General features: G+C 61.0%; 11 protein-coding genes and 2 pseudogenes. 2 read left to right on the top strand and 11 right to left on the bottom strand.

The features are described from left to right. Window positions 1-8: 8 nt before the first annotated feature. The 4 genes from C7441_RS13610 to C7441_RS13600 all read right to left on the bottom strand — a co-directional run bounded on the left by C7441_RS13610 (window position 9) and on the right by C7441_RS13600 (window position 5966). On the bottom strand, window positions 9-1082 hold the full coding sequence (locus C7441_RS13610; RefSeq protein ID WP_244916159.1) for an AraC family transcriptional regulator: 1074 nt from the start codon (window positions 1080-1082) through the stop codon (window positions 9-11). A gap of 512 nt (window positions 1083-1594) precedes the next feature. Next, window positions 1595-1726: a putative transporter small subunit gene (locus tag C7441_RS24270; RefSeq protein WP_210205648.1), complete on the bottom strand. Its 132-nt coding sequence runs from the start codon at window positions 1724-1726 to the stop codon at window positions 1595-1597. 11 nt (window positions 1727-1737) lie between these two features. Then, the gene (locus C7441_RS13605) at window positions 1738-3426 is read right to left on the bottom strand and encodes a sodium:solute symporter family protein (protein ID WP_019170029.1); all 1689 of its coding nucleotides are present in this window, start codon (window positions 3424-3426) and stop codon (window positions 1738-1740) included. 167 nt (window positions 3427-3593) lie between these two features. After that, window positions 3594-5966 carry a trimethylamine N-oxide demethylase gene (locus C7441_RS13600; RefSeq protein ID WP_109613323.1) on the bottom strand — a complete coding sequence of 791 codons (2373 nt, stop codon included), beginning with the start codon at window positions 5964-5966 and terminating at the stop codon, window positions 3594-3596. A gap of 90 nt (window positions 5967-6056) precedes the next feature. Here C7441_RS13600 and C7441_RS13595 point away from each other — a divergent pair, with 90 nt between their 5' ends. Beyond that, window positions 6057-6968 (top strand): LysR substrate-binding domain-containing protein, encoded by a 912-nt coding sequence (locus C7441_RS13595; protein ID WP_109613322.1) that lies wholly within the window; start codon window positions 6057-6059, stop codon window positions 6966-6968. 62 nt (window positions 6969-7030) lie between these two features. Here the strand turns inward: C7441_RS13595 and C7441_RS24610 are convergent. The 7 genes and pseudogenes from C7441_RS24610 to C7441_RS13560 all read right to left on the bottom strand — a co-directional run. Further along, window positions 7031-7174 (bottom strand): annotated as a pseudogene (locus tag C7441_RS24610) (LysR family transcriptional regulator); the annotation flags it as partial. A gap of 345 nt (window positions 7175-7519) precedes the next feature. After that, a pseudogene (locus C7441_RS13585) lies at window positions 7520-8514 on the bottom strand (ribonucleotide-diphosphate reductase subunit beta); the annotation flags it as partial. Between the two features lie 246 nt (window positions 8515-8760). Further along, complete coding sequence (locus C7441_RS13580) at window positions 8761-9996, bottom strand: NAD(P)/FAD-dependent oxidoreductase (protein WP_146201469.1); 1236 nt, start codon at window positions 9994-9996, stop codon at window positions 8761-8763. 35 nt (window positions 9997-10031) lie between these two features. After that, entirely contained in the window at window positions 10032-10826 is a 795-nt protein-coding gene (locus C7441_RS13575; protein WP_280523570.1) for an amino acid ABC transporter ATP-binding protein, read from the bottom strand. Beyond that, window positions 10823-11743: an amino acid ABC transporter permease gene (locus C7441_RS13570; protein ID WP_109613320.1), complete on the bottom strand. Its 921-nt coding sequence runs from the start codon at window positions 11741-11743 to the stop codon at window positions 10823-10825. The genes C7441_RS13575 and C7441_RS13570 overlap by 4 nt, the downstream gene beginning before the upstream one ends. Window positions 11744-11757: 14 nt before the next feature. After that, on the bottom strand, window positions 11758-12615 hold the full coding sequence (locus C7441_RS13565) for an ABC transporter substrate-binding protein (RefSeq protein ID WP_109613319.1): 858 nt from the start codon (window positions 12613-12615) through the stop codon (window positions 11758-11760). Between the two features lie 39 nt (window positions 12616-12654). Beyond that, on the bottom strand, window positions 12655-13032 hold the full coding sequence (locus C7441_RS13560) for a RidA family protein (RefSeq protein WP_019170121.1): 378 nt from the start codon (window positions 13030-13032) through the stop codon (window positions 12655-12657). 55 nt (window positions 13033-13087) lie between these two features. Here C7441_RS13560 and C7441_RS13555 point away from each other — a divergent pair, with 55 nt between their 5' ends. Then, window positions 13088-14194 carry a LysR substrate-binding domain-containing protein gene (locus C7441_RS13555; RefSeq protein ID WP_210205647.1) on the top strand — a complete coding sequence of 369 codons (1107 nt, stop codon included), beginning with the start codon at window positions 13088-13090 and terminating at the stop codon, window positions 14192-14194. Window positions 14195-14351: the final 157 nt, after the last annotated feature.

Below are 14351 nucleotides of genomic sequence, written 5' to 3'. Positions count from 1 at the left end.
TGTTCTCTTCAGGAATCAGGCAGGCGATCGCGCGCCCTGTGACGCGCTTCGCTAGGGCTCATGCCAAAGCGGCGGCGGAACGCCCGATTGAAGTTTGGTGGATCCTCGAAACCACAACGCAGCGCAACATTGGCGATCAGCACGTGATTGTCTGTCACCTCCAGCATCCGACGAGCGTGCGTCAGCCGGATATTGCGTATGGCATCGACGACCGTCATCCCGTGGTCGGCAAAGGCACGGTAGAGCGTGGCCCGCGAGCAGCCGAGAGCCTGGACGAGCATGGCAACGCCGAACGCCGGATTTCCATAATGCGTTTCGATGATGCGTTGCGCGGCGGCGAACAAGGCGGCACGCTCCCGTTCGCCGACGCTCTTTGCCAGTCCGAGCCGGCCGATCGCGTAAAGCGCAAGCTCCGCTGTTTGGTGTAGCAAGAAGCCGCGCATGCCTGGATCGAGCCGATCCATATGTTTGGAAATAAGCGCGAACTGGCTCTTGAGCACCGGTGCCAGGCGTGATCGGCCAAGCGCATCCGCAATGCTCCCGCTCGATGGCATGGGACATCCGAGAGCGGCTTCAACAGCCTCGCGGCGCAAGGAGAGATGCATGCCGGAATGAGCATCCCAGGCAACGCGGCAGGGTCGAGCTTCATCAAAGACAAAGAATGCGCCCGGTCCGGCTTGGCCTGAACTATCGTCATCGAGGCGATAGCGGCGGTGACCGGAAAGGACGACCCCCAGTTCGACGTCTGTCCGTCCGTCTGCCTCGATATGTGTTTTCTCCCGACCACCGGATACAGCATCCGAGCGATAGCTATAGAACTCGGCTTCCCGGGTCAGGACCACGCGTCCGAGACCGCAAAAAGACGAGTGCTGCTCCTGACTGGGCCGATCGGCATCGAAATTGTAGAAAACCGCTTCGCGCCAGAAATCATAGGCTTCGTGCGCACTCACACCATCCGTCGAAACTTCGAGGAAGGTTGGGAACGGCGCAGGCCCGTGCGCAGGCGACCAGCGTTCATTGTCCGGCTCCCATGACCAAACGTCAGGTGTCCAATCGTATCGAACGCTGCTTGTGCCTCTCATGTTCGACAACATGGCTTCCCATGGCGGGACGCGCAACATTCAATCCTGCAATTAGGAAAGTTAAGAAAGCAATTCGCGGAAGTGCTGTATCTTTATCGCCTACGAACTCCCATAACTTCAGAATTCTCAACGGACCTTAGCGTTGTTCCATTGCGTTCCGGAGTTTCTGGTTGCGGAGCGCAATGAAAAGCAGCTTCATTTGATCATGCTCCCCTTCTGATAGCGCGAAAGCGAGCGCATGCCCTTTCAACATCTCCCTGAACAGCCGTCATGTCGGTGTGCTGTGTCGCAACACTACGAGCGCAATTGATTTCCAGCAGGGACAGGACAGGGGTGGCTGGAGTGATATTCCCGGTGTCACTATCACCGCCCGGCACGACACAGGGACGAAGAGAGTGCTGTACGCGACAATAGTGCCCCTCTCCGACTCGAGATCCTTCGCTGCGCTCAGGAAGACGTGCCGGAAGATGGGACGTTCGCACCCGATCACCCCGGTGCGAACGTCCCGGCCTCTACACCATGTCCCGACCAGCCTGACGTGCCGCACGCATATCCCGGAAGAAACCACGGACGATCACAAAAAGGACGACCGCTGAAATCGACGGCCAGATGAGAATGTAGAGAGTAAGCCACAGTGTCGTCATGATGCTTCCTCCTATTCGGCTGGGCTCGGTTGGGGTGCCGGGACGGCGCCGGTCTCATCCGGCTGCGCATCCGTTGCCTGGAAGCGCCGGACCCGCTGTGCGATGAGGTCGAAGTCGAAGTGCTCCTGGCTCATCAGGCTGAGAGCCACACAGATGATGGTGCTGGCGCCATAAGCGACGAGCGAGGCGAGCAACACGGTGTAGTCGCCGAGGAAGCCGGCGAAGTACCACGCACTGACGAGAGTGGCTATAAGGCCCACAGCCAGGCCGACAGTGCGACCGAAAAAGCCGAAGCTCATGAGACCAGCCACGACGCCGGCACCGACGGCCGCTATCATCTCGAAGCCGAAGCCGACGACGCCCACCATGGGCAGGAGCTCGAACCGGACAGTGGTGAAGAGCAGCATCCCGCCCAGAACTGCCCACGTGAAGGCGCGGTTCGTCACCCGCGGCCAATAGCAACTGGCAATGACCGGGAATACCACCGTGCCCCATAAGGCGCCCACGAAAACGAGCATGACGAGGATATCAAGCGCGAAGCTGGCGAGTATCAGACCGACCATCGTGGCCACGATCATGGTGAGACGCCCGATCAGGAGCATCTTCTGCGGGTCCGCTCGGCCTTTCACGATGTTCTTGGCGTAGACGTCGGTCATCATGATGGCCGACAGGGCGGTGAGATCGGCATCCGCGGTGGAGGACAGAGAAGCGACCACCAGGAGGAAGAACAGGCCGATCATGAAGGGCGGCAGGTACGTGGAGGCCATCTGGGGAATGATGTTGTTCAGATCGCCACCATCCGGCTGAACACCCAGCAGCAAGGCCATCAGCCCGATCATACCCAGTCCGATCACAACGGCACCGTAGCCAAGCGTCGCGGTCAGGAAGGTCGGTTTGATCAGGTCCTGCCGCACGGCGAAGAGCCGCTGGGCAATCGTCTGATTGCCGATGGCGTAGGCGAGCACCGCCACAAAGAAGGGCGCACCCTGTTCAAGGATCGCGGTGCGGGAGAAGAAGTCAGCCTGCTCGGCCGTCAAACGCTCCAGGCCCTGAACCATGACCTCAGGACCGCCCGCGCTGAACATGACCCAGGGGATGATGATGACGGCGACCCCCATCAAGGCGATGAGCTGAGCCACGTCAGTGAGGATAGAGGCGCGGAAGCCGGACCAGAAAGTATAGGCGAGCGTACCGATACCTGCGATCAGAACGCCATGCACGAAGGACAGTGGCGAGAGAATCGAGACGACGGCCCCGGCAGCGGTGAAGTTGACCATCAAACTGATGGAACTTCCCAGCACGTTGGACAAGGCGAGGATCAACTGGCTGGACGAGCCGTGGCGCGCATGCATCAGTTCGCCAAGCGTATGGGCATTCGGAGCGAGCTTCCGAAAGCGCTGACCGAAGGGATAGATGAAGAGAATCATCAAGGCGCCCCAGAAGCCGTAGTGCATGGCGCCCGACAGACCATAGGTATAGGCGGAACTGGCGGCAGCATAGAAGGAGGCGGCCCAGATCCAGGTCGCGGTCATGCTGGCGGCGGAAATACCGAAGCCAACCTGCCCGCTGGAGACCATGTAACCATCGACGTTTTCGTTCTTGTGTCGCACAAGAAGCGACATGAGAAACGTGCCGCCATAAAAAGCTAAAAGCAGCAACAGCGTCGTTGTCGTCGTAAACTGATAATATGGTTCTACCATATCCCTCACACTCCTCCCTTTTTCGGTATTGCTCTTATTATTGAACGACCGAAGCCGAACACCCCGCGCCGGAAGCAGGGCTGCTTCTGATTCGGGACCGCGATCCATCCTCACCGAGGCTGAAGACAACATCGCCCCAAGGCGGGCGAACCACCTTGGGGCGATGATCAGGCATAGTTGCCCTTGACCCGTTCCTTGGTCGGATCAAAGTGGGGCGATCTTACAACCACCGCCGGGATCCGTTTCTGGAACCCATCCAGCTGGCCGACCTCCACTTGGGTACCCTCTTCGGCGTGAGCGGCATCCATCCGGCACAGGGCAATGACCTTGCCGAGGATTGGGGATCGCACGGCCGATGTGATCTGTCCGACCTGAGCTCGCCCGATGCGCACGCAGTCGCCCTTGGAAGGCACCTCGTTACCCACGAGGTCCAGGCCGACAAGCTTGCGGGTCGGATGCGCATTGCGCTCCTGCAGCACTGTGCGGCCAATGAAGTCGTCCTCCTTGGATTTGAGAGGCACCGTGAAGCCGATTCCTGCTTCGAATGGATTGGTCTGGTCCGTAAACTCGTAGCCGGCGAAGACAAGCCCTGCTTCGATGCGAACCATGTCCAGGGCCGCAAGTCCAAAAGGCGTCAGACCGTAGGGCTGTCCCGCCTCCCAGATGGCCTCGAAGACGGCCTTGGCATCCTTTGGGTGGCAGAAGACCTCGTAGCCGAGTTCGCCCGTATAGCCCGTCCGCGACACGATCACGGCGGGGCCATGGAAGTCGCCGATGCGCCCTATGGTGAAGCGGAACACGCCGAGTTCATCGACCGTAGGACGCTCGGGCCTGGTCCAGATGATCTCACGCAGAATGTCACGACTGCGCGGCCCCTGAACGGCAACGTTGTGAAGCTGATCCGTTGACGGCCGGATCCAGGCGTTCATACCGTGCTTTTCCGCCTGTTCCCGCAGCCAGAGCCCCGAAGTGCCACAGCCTCCCACCCAGCGGAAGTTGTTCTGGTCAAGGCGGAAGACGGTCCCGTCGTCGACCATACCTCCGTGCTCATAGCACATGGCTGTGTAGACAACCTGTCCGACGCTCAGCTTCTTCATGTTGCGGGTGACGCTGAGCTGCATCAGCGCCTCTGCGTCGGGACCGGTGATCTCGTATTTGCGCAACGGGCTCAGGTCCATGATCACCGCCTTCTCGCGGCAAGCCCAGTACTCGGCGATCGTGCCGTGAGCGGTGAACTTGTTGGGAAGCCAGTACCCATTGTACTCGACGAAATCCCGCGTGTGCTGAGCGAAGCACTCGTGAAAAGCCGTCTTCTTGGTCGGCTGCAGATCTGCGTCAACGGTCATACGGAAACCTATGGATCTGGGAAACTCTTCATGATGGTCGTAGACCCGCACCTGGATATCGGTCGGATCCCATCCGTTGGCGGGATCGATGTCACAGGGGCAGGCAGTGGAGACGCAAAGCACATCGGTTAGGGCGCGCATCAGGACGTAGTCGCCCGGGCGCGACCAAGGATCATCCATGTTGATGGCGTTGGCGTCATCCAGCATGGTATTGAAGAAGAAGTTGATGGCTGGCCAGCCACCCTGGGTCGGCAACCCGTAGTGAGACAGTTCCCGATTGATATTGTCGGTACAGTTCACATGGCCGGGATAGCCCAGGTCCTCGTAGTAGCGAGCCGTGCAGGCCAGGCCGAAGGTATCGTGCCGGCCGCAGGTATCCTGCACGAGTTCCACCAGCGGCTGCATGTCTACCGAATAGTAGCGCGCGAACATGCCAGGCTTCGGGTAGAGTTCGCCGCTAAGGCTGCGGGTCGTCGTAGGGTCGATAGCCGCGATGCGCCCCTGTTCTACCGCGCGCATATCCAGGGCCTGGAAATCTGAACACTCCCGCCCCTGGACGTCCAGAACCTGGATGTACTGACCCTTCTTCACCTCGTAGACAAAAGCCTGCCCCGGCAGAATATTCTTGTCTATCAGGGGATCCGCCAGGGGATCGGGCGGCGGACGACGCTCCTTGCCGATCGCCGGTCTCGCCCGCCGGACATACAGCACCAGTTCGGTGGGTGCGTTCTGCCTGTCGACGGCCATTGCCTCGCCGGGAGCCGCCACGATCAACAGCCCCGGTCCCTCCGCCGTGAAACTGATGCTGTTGCCGGCCGGCGACCCCTCCCCAAACAGGCGGATGCAGCGGGCTGCAGCCAGGTCGAAGCCGGCCTTCTCAAGGGCATTTCGCACCCGGCGTGCCGATACTTCGTCAGAACCCAGAATGTTGCGTGTTCCTGTCGGCTCGTCCGAGGAGCCTGCGCCCAGCCGCGCCGGGTCGGAACGCCCCTCAGGATCGAAGAAGACGAGTTCACAGAGCTGGAGACCTGCCCGGTCCACAACCGTGATGACGTCACCTGCCTCGATCGCGACCGCACGCGATCCGCCTCCTGGCACCGGATGGCGTTCGACGCCCGGCGGGAGCACGGGCAGCCCCGGGATCAAGACGCCGCCGCGGACCATAGGTCTTTCGAACTGCTGGATAATGCCCATTGGCGCCCTCCCTTCGTTACGCACCAATTAGCTATTGACAGGGCGGTTACGTAAAGCAGCATTGTCTGAGGCTCAGGCCCAGGATTTTTAATGCGAAGACGTCGACAGCGATTACCTCCTCTGGACTATCTCATTGCCTTCGAAGCAGCGGCACGCCTAGGCGGATTTACAGCCGCGGCAGAACGGCTCAACCTGAGTCAGGCGGCCATCAGCCGGCAGGTGAAGCTTCTGGAAGAGCATCTCGGAGTGCGCCTTTTTCGCCGAGGGCACCGGTCGGTGCAGCTTACCGCCGAGGGGAAGAGCTTTCTGCGGCATGTGCGTGAGGCGCTGGACGCCGTAGAGAAGGGAGTTGAAGGCCTGCAGGAAGCAGCCCGGCGCCCACGGGTGTCGCTGGCCGCCACGCAATCGATTTCTACGCTCTGGCTCATGCCACGGTTGCCGCGGCTGCGGCGCGATCACCCGGACCTCGACATTCACCTGGTCTCCACGGACCTGGACCGCGAAGCCCTGGCCAGCGAACACGATCTGATCATTCTGCGGGGAGAAGGCCAATGGGAGAACTTTGAGGCAGAGCTACTGCTGGATGAAGAGATCTTTCCGGTGTGTGCGCCTGCTTACGCGGATCAGAAGGGCCTTCATCTGCTCGAAGCCCTGCGCCACTGCACCTTCATCGAGGTCGCCAGCCACCACACCGAGTGGATGGACTGGGCCCGCTGGCTGACCAGCAGCGGCCTCCCCGAAACCGAGGGCGCCGCCAGCCTGACCTTCAATACCTATGCACTCGCCATCCAGGCGGCAGTCGACAGCCTGGGGGTCGCGCTCGGCTGGCGTCATCTGGTGGACGGGCATCTCGCGGAAGGGACCTTGATCAGACCGCTGCCGAACAGCATTTGCACCACCTCCGGCTATTTCCTGCTCCAGCCGCAGGACAATCCGCTGAGCCCCGCCAGCCAGTCGGTCCGCGACTGGCTGTTCGCGGAAGCGCGCACGGCAGAATGCTGAAACTTGCCGTGATAACGGATGAGCAGCCCGGATGCCCCCGGTCTTTCAGTTTATGTTCATTTCTACCTGCGATGCCGCAGCGCATCGATGATGACCTTGAACGTTGCCAAATGCTGGCGGCGACTGGGATAATAGAGGAAATTGCCGTCGAAGAAGGGTGATCAATCGTCCAGAACCTGCACCGGAGAACCTGAAGTGATGTGCTTGCCGTTACTCACGTCGAACCCCATAAATCCGCCGATTTCATCGTCATAGGTGTTATGAGCATAGGGAAATTTATAGCTTTCGCGCATAGACTACCCCAACTTGAACTCGACCTTATCGGGATGGATAAGCATCCTCGCCCATTGCATCGTCAGATGAGATTTATGGCTGCAGGATCCTACCGGTAACTGCCATGCGGCAGCTTGTAGATGCGCTTGTCGAGGCGCAGGATTTCGGCTTCGGTAGCGTAGCGTCGGCAGTTTCCGGAAGCGCCATCACCCAGGACAGGAACACCTCCTCCGGCTGCGCAAGCGCGGACGGCCGCCACGCTCCCGGTGGTTGGACGCTCAGTCCCATGCCAATGCGCGGCCGTTCTGATACTCGATGACGCGTGTCTCGAAGAAATTCTTCTCCTTCTTCAGATCCATCGCTTCGGACATCCAGGGGAAAGGATTCTCCGCCTCGGCGAAAACCGGCGAAAGACCGAGCTGCGCGCAGCGACGGTTGGCGATGAAGTGCATGTACTGCTCGCACAGCGCCGCGTTGAGGCCGAGGAAACCGAGCGGCATCGTATCCCGGCCGTAGGCGGCCTCCAGCTCGGCGGCCTCCGCGATCATGCCGCGCACCTCGTCCTGGAACGCTCCGGTCCAGAGGTGTGGATTTTCCAGCTTGATCTGGTTGATAACGTCGATGCCGAAATTCAGATGAATGGACTCGTCGCGCAATATGTACTGGTACTGCTCCGCGATGCCGACCATCTTGTTGCGGCGGCCAAGCGACAGTATCTGCGCAAAGCCCGTGTAAAACCAAATACCCTCGAAGATGACGTAGAAGGCGACGAGGTCGCGCAGGAAAGCCTTGTCGGTCCCCGGTGTACCGGTTCGGAAATCGGGGTTGTCGAGGCTCTGCGTGTGCTTCAGCGCCCAGGCCGCCTTGTCGGTGATCGACGGCACCTCACGGTACATGTTGAACAGCTCACCCTCGTCCAGAGACAGGCTTTCCACGATGTACTGGAAGGTGTGTGTGTGGATCGCCTCCTCGAAGGCCTGACGCAACAGATACTGGCGGCATTCGGGGTTGGTGAGATGGCGGTAAATGGCGAGCACGACGTTGTTCGCCACCAAGCTTTCCGAGGCGGCGAAGAAGCCGAGATTGCGCTTGATCATCCGGCGTTCATCATCGGTCAGCCCATCCTTGGATTTCCACAGCGCAATGTCGGCCTGCATGGAAACTTCGGTCGGCATCCAGTGGTTGTTGCAGCCGGAAAGGTATTTTTCCCAGGCCCAACGGTATTTGAGCGGCAGAACTGGTTCACGTCGGCACGCGCATTGATCAGATTCTCTCAAAATCACGTTTGAACCGTGGACTTCCTTCAATGGAAAAGACGGTTCGACCAAACCAGACCTCTCCGATAAGAGGTTGCGCCGCCTTCCTGCCCGCGGATTCGCGTGACGGATATCCGTGGTCGGGTCCAGCTTGTCTCTTTGAGTGAGAGGAAGTACCAACCATCGTGATAATATGCGCGTGTCGATGAAGGATTCGCAGGCAACGATTTGGCCCGACCGGAGGACGAGATTATCCGGCGCGCCTAGAAACGCGTCGGGGCATAGGTGGCCGCGTCGATGAATGTCGGCTGACTGGTGATCAGCTCCGCAAGGAGACGCCCGCTCGGCGGCGCGCCTGTCATGCCATAGGCGCCATGGCCGAAACACAGCCACAGGCCGGGCCGGTTTGGCACCCCGCCCACTACGGGCAGGGTGTCCGGGGTGGCCGGGCGTTGTCCGGTCCACAGCGAGAGGGGCTTGCCCGTCAATCCGGGAAACAATTGCCGTGCGTGGTAAAGGGCCTGGTCGGCGCGCTTTTCATTGGGCACCCCGTCAACGCCGGAGAATTCGACGGTTCCGGCGACGCGCAGTCCTTCGAGCATAGGCGTCAGCCCGATCCCCCTGCCGCGATGGATGAAGGGAAGGCCGATCTCCACCTGATCGTTGGGCAGCATGACGTGATAGCCGCGCTGGCTCTCCAGAGGTATGTCGAGGGCCAGTGGCTTGAGAAGCTGGTTGGACCACACCCCGCAGGCGACCACCACATCGCGCGCCCGATGATTGCCCGTTGACGTGAGCACCAGCCACCGGTCGCCTTCCGGGATGAGCTTGAGCACGCGTTCGCGATGAAACGATCCGCCCTCGGCCACGATGTTTTCGGCGAGAGCGGCGTTCACCCCACCGGGGCTGACCGTGTGCGCGTTGCCGCGCTTGAGCAGGCCGAACCGGACGCAGTCGGATATTTCCGGGTACAGCCGCTCGATGTCGGCGCGGGAGAGAATGTCCACATCGAGGCCGAACCGGGCGGTCAGGCGCTGCTCGACCTCGAAGGCGGAGCCGGCAGGTTGCGTATCGCCGAGAATGACCTCTCCCTCCTCGCGTATATAGCGATGGTAGAGGTCAGGGCCGAGAAGCCGACGCCATTCGCGCAGCGCCGGCGCATGCAGGGCATGGATGCCGTGCGCCAGGCGCGTCATGCGATCCAGGCGCCCCTCCTTCAGCCACCGCATGAACCAGGGCAAGGCTCGCCACACATAGCCGGGGTCGATGGCCAGCGGGCCAAGCGGATCGCGCAGCCAGCCGGGTAGGCTGCGCAGCATGCCCGGCTGCGCGCCCGGCATGAAACTGTCGGGCGAGATGAAACCGCCATTGCCGAACGACGCTCCGCCCGGCGAGGGTAAGGGATCTATGATTGCAACGCGGCGGCCGACCAGTTGCAGGCTGCGGGCGACCGAGAGGCCGGCGACGCCGCCGCCCAGCACCAGAACGGTATCATCCATGGCCGGATCCTTTTGTCGTGACTTGATTGAGCCGATCACGCCAGGAGGCGTTCGAGGAAGGTGCGCGCCCGTTCGCTCCGGGGATTGGAGAATATGTCGGCGGGAGGGCCATCCTCGATGATGCGCCCGCCGTCCATGATCACCACCCGGTCGGCGACTTCGCGGGCGAAGCCCATCTCATGCGTGACGACCACCATCGTCATGCCGGAGGCCGCCAGGTCGCGCATGACCTTCAGAACCTCGCCGACGAGTTCGGGATCAAGCGCCGAGGTGGGTTCGTCGAACAGCATGATCTTGGGGTTCATGGTCAACGCGCGCGCGATGGCGACGCGTTGCTGCTGGCCTCCCGAAAGCTGGGAGGGATAGTAGCCGGCCCGGTCGGACAGACCGACCCGTTGCAGCATCTCCAGCGCCTCGCGCTCGACCTCGGCGCGGGCGCGCTTCAGCACGACGGTGGGTGCCAGGCAGAGGTTTTCCAGCGCCGTCATATGCGGAAACAACTCGAAATGCTGGAACACCATGCCGATGTCGCGCCGTCTCAGGCATACTTCCGAGGGTTTCAGCTCATAGAGCTTGTGTGCTTCCTGGCGGTATCCCACCAGTTCGCCATCCACATAGAGGCGTCCCGCATTCACATGCTCCAGATGGTTCATGCAGCGCAGCAGGGTGGATTTGCCCGATCCCGAAGGGCCGATGATGCACACGACCTCGCCCTGATGAACCTTGAGGTTGATGCCTTTCAGCACTTCGAGGGGTCCGTAGTGCTTGCAGACCTCCTGTGCCTCGACCATCACCTTGCGTGGCTGGCCATGTTGCGCGTGCACCGTCATCTGGCCCCCTTCACATTCTTCGCAGACTTGTTCAGCCGGCTTTCGATCTGGGACTGGGCAAGGGTGAGCACCGAGGTGATGATGCCGTACCAGATGACCGCGACCATCAGCATGGGAATCTGTTCGAAGGTGCGAGCGTAGATGACCTGGACCGTCGTCAGAAGTTCCATATAGGCGATCACGCTGACGAGCGAGGTCGCCTTGACCATGGAGATCACCTCATTTCCCAGCGGCGGCACGACGACGCGCATGGCCTGCGGGAAGACGATGTGGCGCATGGCCTGAAGCGGGGTCATGCCGAGGGCGAGGCCCGCGCGCGTCTGGCCGGGGGAAACCGAGAGGATGCCCGAGCGCACGATTTCGGAAACATAGGCGGCCTGCGCAAGCCCGAGCCCGACGACCGCCGCGAACAGCTGGGTGACGACCGTATTGGTCTTTACGATATCGATCGACGGCCCGAACGGAATGCCGATCGAAAGCACCGGCACGAGCGCGGAGAAGAAATAGATGAAGAGGATCATCACCAGAGGCGGTATGCCGCGGAAGATCCAGGTGAATGCCGCGCTCGACCAGGAAAGCAGCGGATTGTCCGACAGTCGCAATATCGCCAGCAGGATGCCGAAACTGATGCCCACGACTTCGGCCAGAACGGTGAGGATCAGCGTATAGGCAACCCCGATCAGTATCGGCTCGCTGAACAGATATTCCCAGACCTTGTTCCACTGCCAGCGCGGATTTGTGACCAGCAGATCGGCGATCGACAACAGCACGAACAGCATCACCGCCGCGCCGAACCATCGCCAGGGATGGCGCAGCGGCACGGTGACGAAGTTCTCGCCGGCCGGGTTGCTGGACCGCTTCCCGGCCGGCGCGATGGCCGACCGGGAAGCGGTGCCGGGAGCAGATCCGTCAGTCATGAACCGAAAGCGTCCTAAAGCCAGGCGTCATTGATGGTGATCTTGTCGACCATCGTGTCGCTTTGGCCCCATTTTTTGAAGATTTCCTTGTACTTGCCGCTGCTCTGGACAGCCTCGAGAGCCGCCTTGACGGCGTCCCGCAATTCGGTGTTCTCCTTGTTCACCGCATAGCCCAGCAGCGCGATGGCGCGCATTTTCCCGGCGAGTTCCAGGGCCCCGGAAGACTGGCTGACGGCATAGCCGACAGGCGCGCTGTCGCCCGACCAGGCGTCGGCCCGCTCGGAACGAAGCGCCATCACGGCCGCATTGGTGTCGGAGAAGGTCTGGACGTCCAGTTCGCTTCCGGAGGACTGGCACTTGGCCTTCTGTTCGGCGAGTTCCTTTTCCTGGAACGTGCCGCGCAGCACCGCGACCGTCTTGCCGCACAGGCTGTCCAGGTCGGTGATGCCCTTCGGGTTGCCCGTCGGCACGGCCATGCCGATGCCCGCCTTCACGTAGTCGATGAAATCGACATGTTCCTGGCGCGATTTCAGATCGCCGATCGAGCCAACGGCAATATCGGCACGATCCGCCGCGATCGACGGGATCAGGCTGTCGAAAGTGCCGTGAACGAATTCCAGCTTCACGCCAAGCGCATCGGCGACCGCCTGCGTAAGCTCGATTTCAAGCCCCTCGAGCGTCCGCGCATCAGTGCCTACGAAGATCATCGGCGGGCTGCTGCTCGATGAAGCAACCACCCGCAAGGTGCCGGCATCGCGGATCGACTGGGGCAGGAGTTTGGTAAGGTCGGTTTCCGCCCAGGCGGGAATGGCAACGACGCTGGACAATGCGAGTGCCAATGCAGAACCTGCAAATCTGGCAAGGGCGTTCATTCGGGAAATCTCCTCCGGGTCTGCGACGATGGATTGCGTCTAGCCCAAATGGGCATTGGCTACGATCTCGATGAGCATGCCATCGAGCATGAGTTCCTTGACGACGACGGTTGCGCGCGCCGGGAAAGGCGCCTTGAAGGTTTCGCTCCAAACCTTGTGCATCGCGGCCCAGTCGGCTGAATCGACGATATAGACCTGCACCAGCATCACATCGGCCAGCGAGCCGCCTGCGGCTTCCATCGCCTGCTTCAGATTGGCGAAGACCTGGCGCGACTGCGCCTCGATGCCGCCATCCACCAGCTTGCCAGTTTCCGGGCAGGTAGGGATCTGGACCGTCAGGACGAGATCGCCTTTTCTGACGACACCGGAGATCGGATTGCCGCTGGCTTTACGGCCGGTGTCTATGCATTCGAACATACAGGCTCCCCCACACATATTCTAAATTGAATAGGCTTTATACAGCTGAGCGGCATTGGCCCGCATTTCGTCAGGAAGGCTTTTGCCTCGACGCGACCATGGCGCAGTTCTTCAGCCCATTTTTATGACAAATTGCACAAGTCCAGGCTTCGCGGAACTGGATATTTCGTTATGGTGCTATTTCTTTTGTTATAGGTGGGCGATGAGGCGCGACGGGCTGCAGTTCAAACACATCGAGGTTTTTCGCGCGGTCATCGCAGGTGGGAGCGCATCGGAGGCAGCACGCCTGCTCGGCCTGTCTCAGCCCGCCGTCAGCAAGATCATCGCGCAGGCCGAACTGCATGCGGGGATCAGCCTGTTCGAGCGCCGGCAGGGGCGGCTTGTTCCGACCCCGCTGGCGCTGACCCTTTACAGCGAGACAAACGTCCTGTTCTCAACCCTCGAGAACATCGATCGCATCGTCGCGCGCGTGATCAAAAGCGAGATCCAGCCGATCGCCTTCGGCGCCGTACCCCTGCTGGCCACGACCCTGTTGCCAAGGGTATTGCCGGATTGGCGCGCCAGGAGCGGCAGGGTCTTGTCGCTCTACACCTACGATGCACCCAGCCTGCTCAGCTTGCTGGCCGCGCAACGCCTGGAGTTCGCCATCACGGTGGTGATGCAGCATATGCAGGGGCTGGCGAGCAGCCAGATCATCCGCAGTCCGGTATATTGCGCCCTCCCCCGCGATCACCGGCTCGCCGGCAAACCGGTGATCCATGCCTGCGACCTCGATGGTGAAAGCTATATCGGCCTGTCGAGGCACGAAGGAATCCAAAGCGGCATCGACCGCGTGTTCATTGCCGAGAATGTCCGCCCGGACGAGGTGATGCAGGTGCCGCTGATGGCCGCGGCCGTGCGCATGGCGGAAGAAGGCGCCGGCATCGCGCTGGTCGATCTTTTCGGCATGTATGTGGCGCGCAACGATCGGCTGGTTTTCCGGCGCTTCGAGCCTGCGGTCCATTTTGAATATTGCGCGGTCTGGCCCGAAAACCGGGACGCCGATTTCGACCGCACCCAACTTATCGCGATCCTGAGACGAAGCGCCAGACAAATGCTCGAGCAGGCCGAAGGCATGGTCGGCATCGCGCGCAACGAAACCGATCTGCAAACCGTCAGCTAGGGTCGGGCCACGCAGCACGCTCGAATTATCACCAGAGGGCGGAAGGTGAGCACAAAAGCGCGAAGCAAATCATGCACTGCCTTCCACGGCCGCCGCGTCTTTGGAACAGCGCGATCGCCGGCGCTTCCAACATGTCACCTTCCGCGCCATTGTGGAC

The organism is Pseudaminobacter salicylatoxidans, from assembly GCF_003148475.1.
GTDB classification, from domain to species: Bacteria; Pseudomonadota; Alphaproteobacteria; order Rhizobiales; family Rhizobiaceae; genus Pseudaminobacter; species Pseudaminobacter salicylatoxidans.
This window is presented reverse-complemented; position numbering and strand designations above follow the sequence as displayed.

Excerpts from the sequence above, each read along its gene's own strand:
- C7441_RS13610 (WP_244916159.1), bottom strand. The coding sequence starts at position 1,082 with ATGAGAGGCACAAGCAGCGTTCGATACGATTGGACACCTGACGTTTGG.
- C7441_RS24270 (WP_210205648.1), bottom strand. The coding sequence starts at position 1,726 with ATGACGACACTGTGGCTTACTCTCTACATTCTCATCTGGCCGTCGATT.
- C7441_RS13605 (WP_019170029.1), bottom strand. The coding sequence starts at position 3,426 with ATGGTAGAACCATATTATCAGTTTACGACGACAACGACGCTGTTGCTG.
- C7441_RS13600 (WP_109613323.1), bottom strand. The coding sequence starts at position 5,966 with ATGGGCATTATCCAGCAGTTCGAAAGACCTATGGTCCGCGGCGGCGTC.
- C7441_RS13595 (WP_109613322.1), top strand. The coding sequence starts at position 6,057 with ATGCGAAGACGTCGACAGCGATTACCTCCTCTGGACTATCTCATTGCC.
- C7441_RS13580 (WP_146201469.1), bottom strand. The coding sequence starts at position 9,996 with ATGGATGATACCGTTCTGGTGCTGGGCGGCGGCGTCGCCGGCCTCTCG.
- C7441_RS13575 (WP_280523570.1), bottom strand. The coding sequence starts at position 10,826 with ATGACGGTGCACGCGCAACATGGCCAGCCACGCAAGGTGATGGTCGAG.
- C7441_RS13570 (WP_109613320.1), bottom strand. The coding sequence starts at position 11,743 with ATGACTGACGGATCTGCTCCCGGCACCGCTTCCCGGTCGGCCATCGCG.
- C7441_RS13565 (WP_109613319.1), bottom strand. The coding sequence starts at position 12,615 with ATGAACGCCCTTGCCAGATTTGCAGGTTCTGCATTGGCACTCGCATTG.
- C7441_RS13560 (WP_019170121.1), bottom strand. The coding sequence starts at position 13,032 with ATGTTCGAATGCATAGACACCGGCCGTAAAGCCAGCGGCAATCCGATC.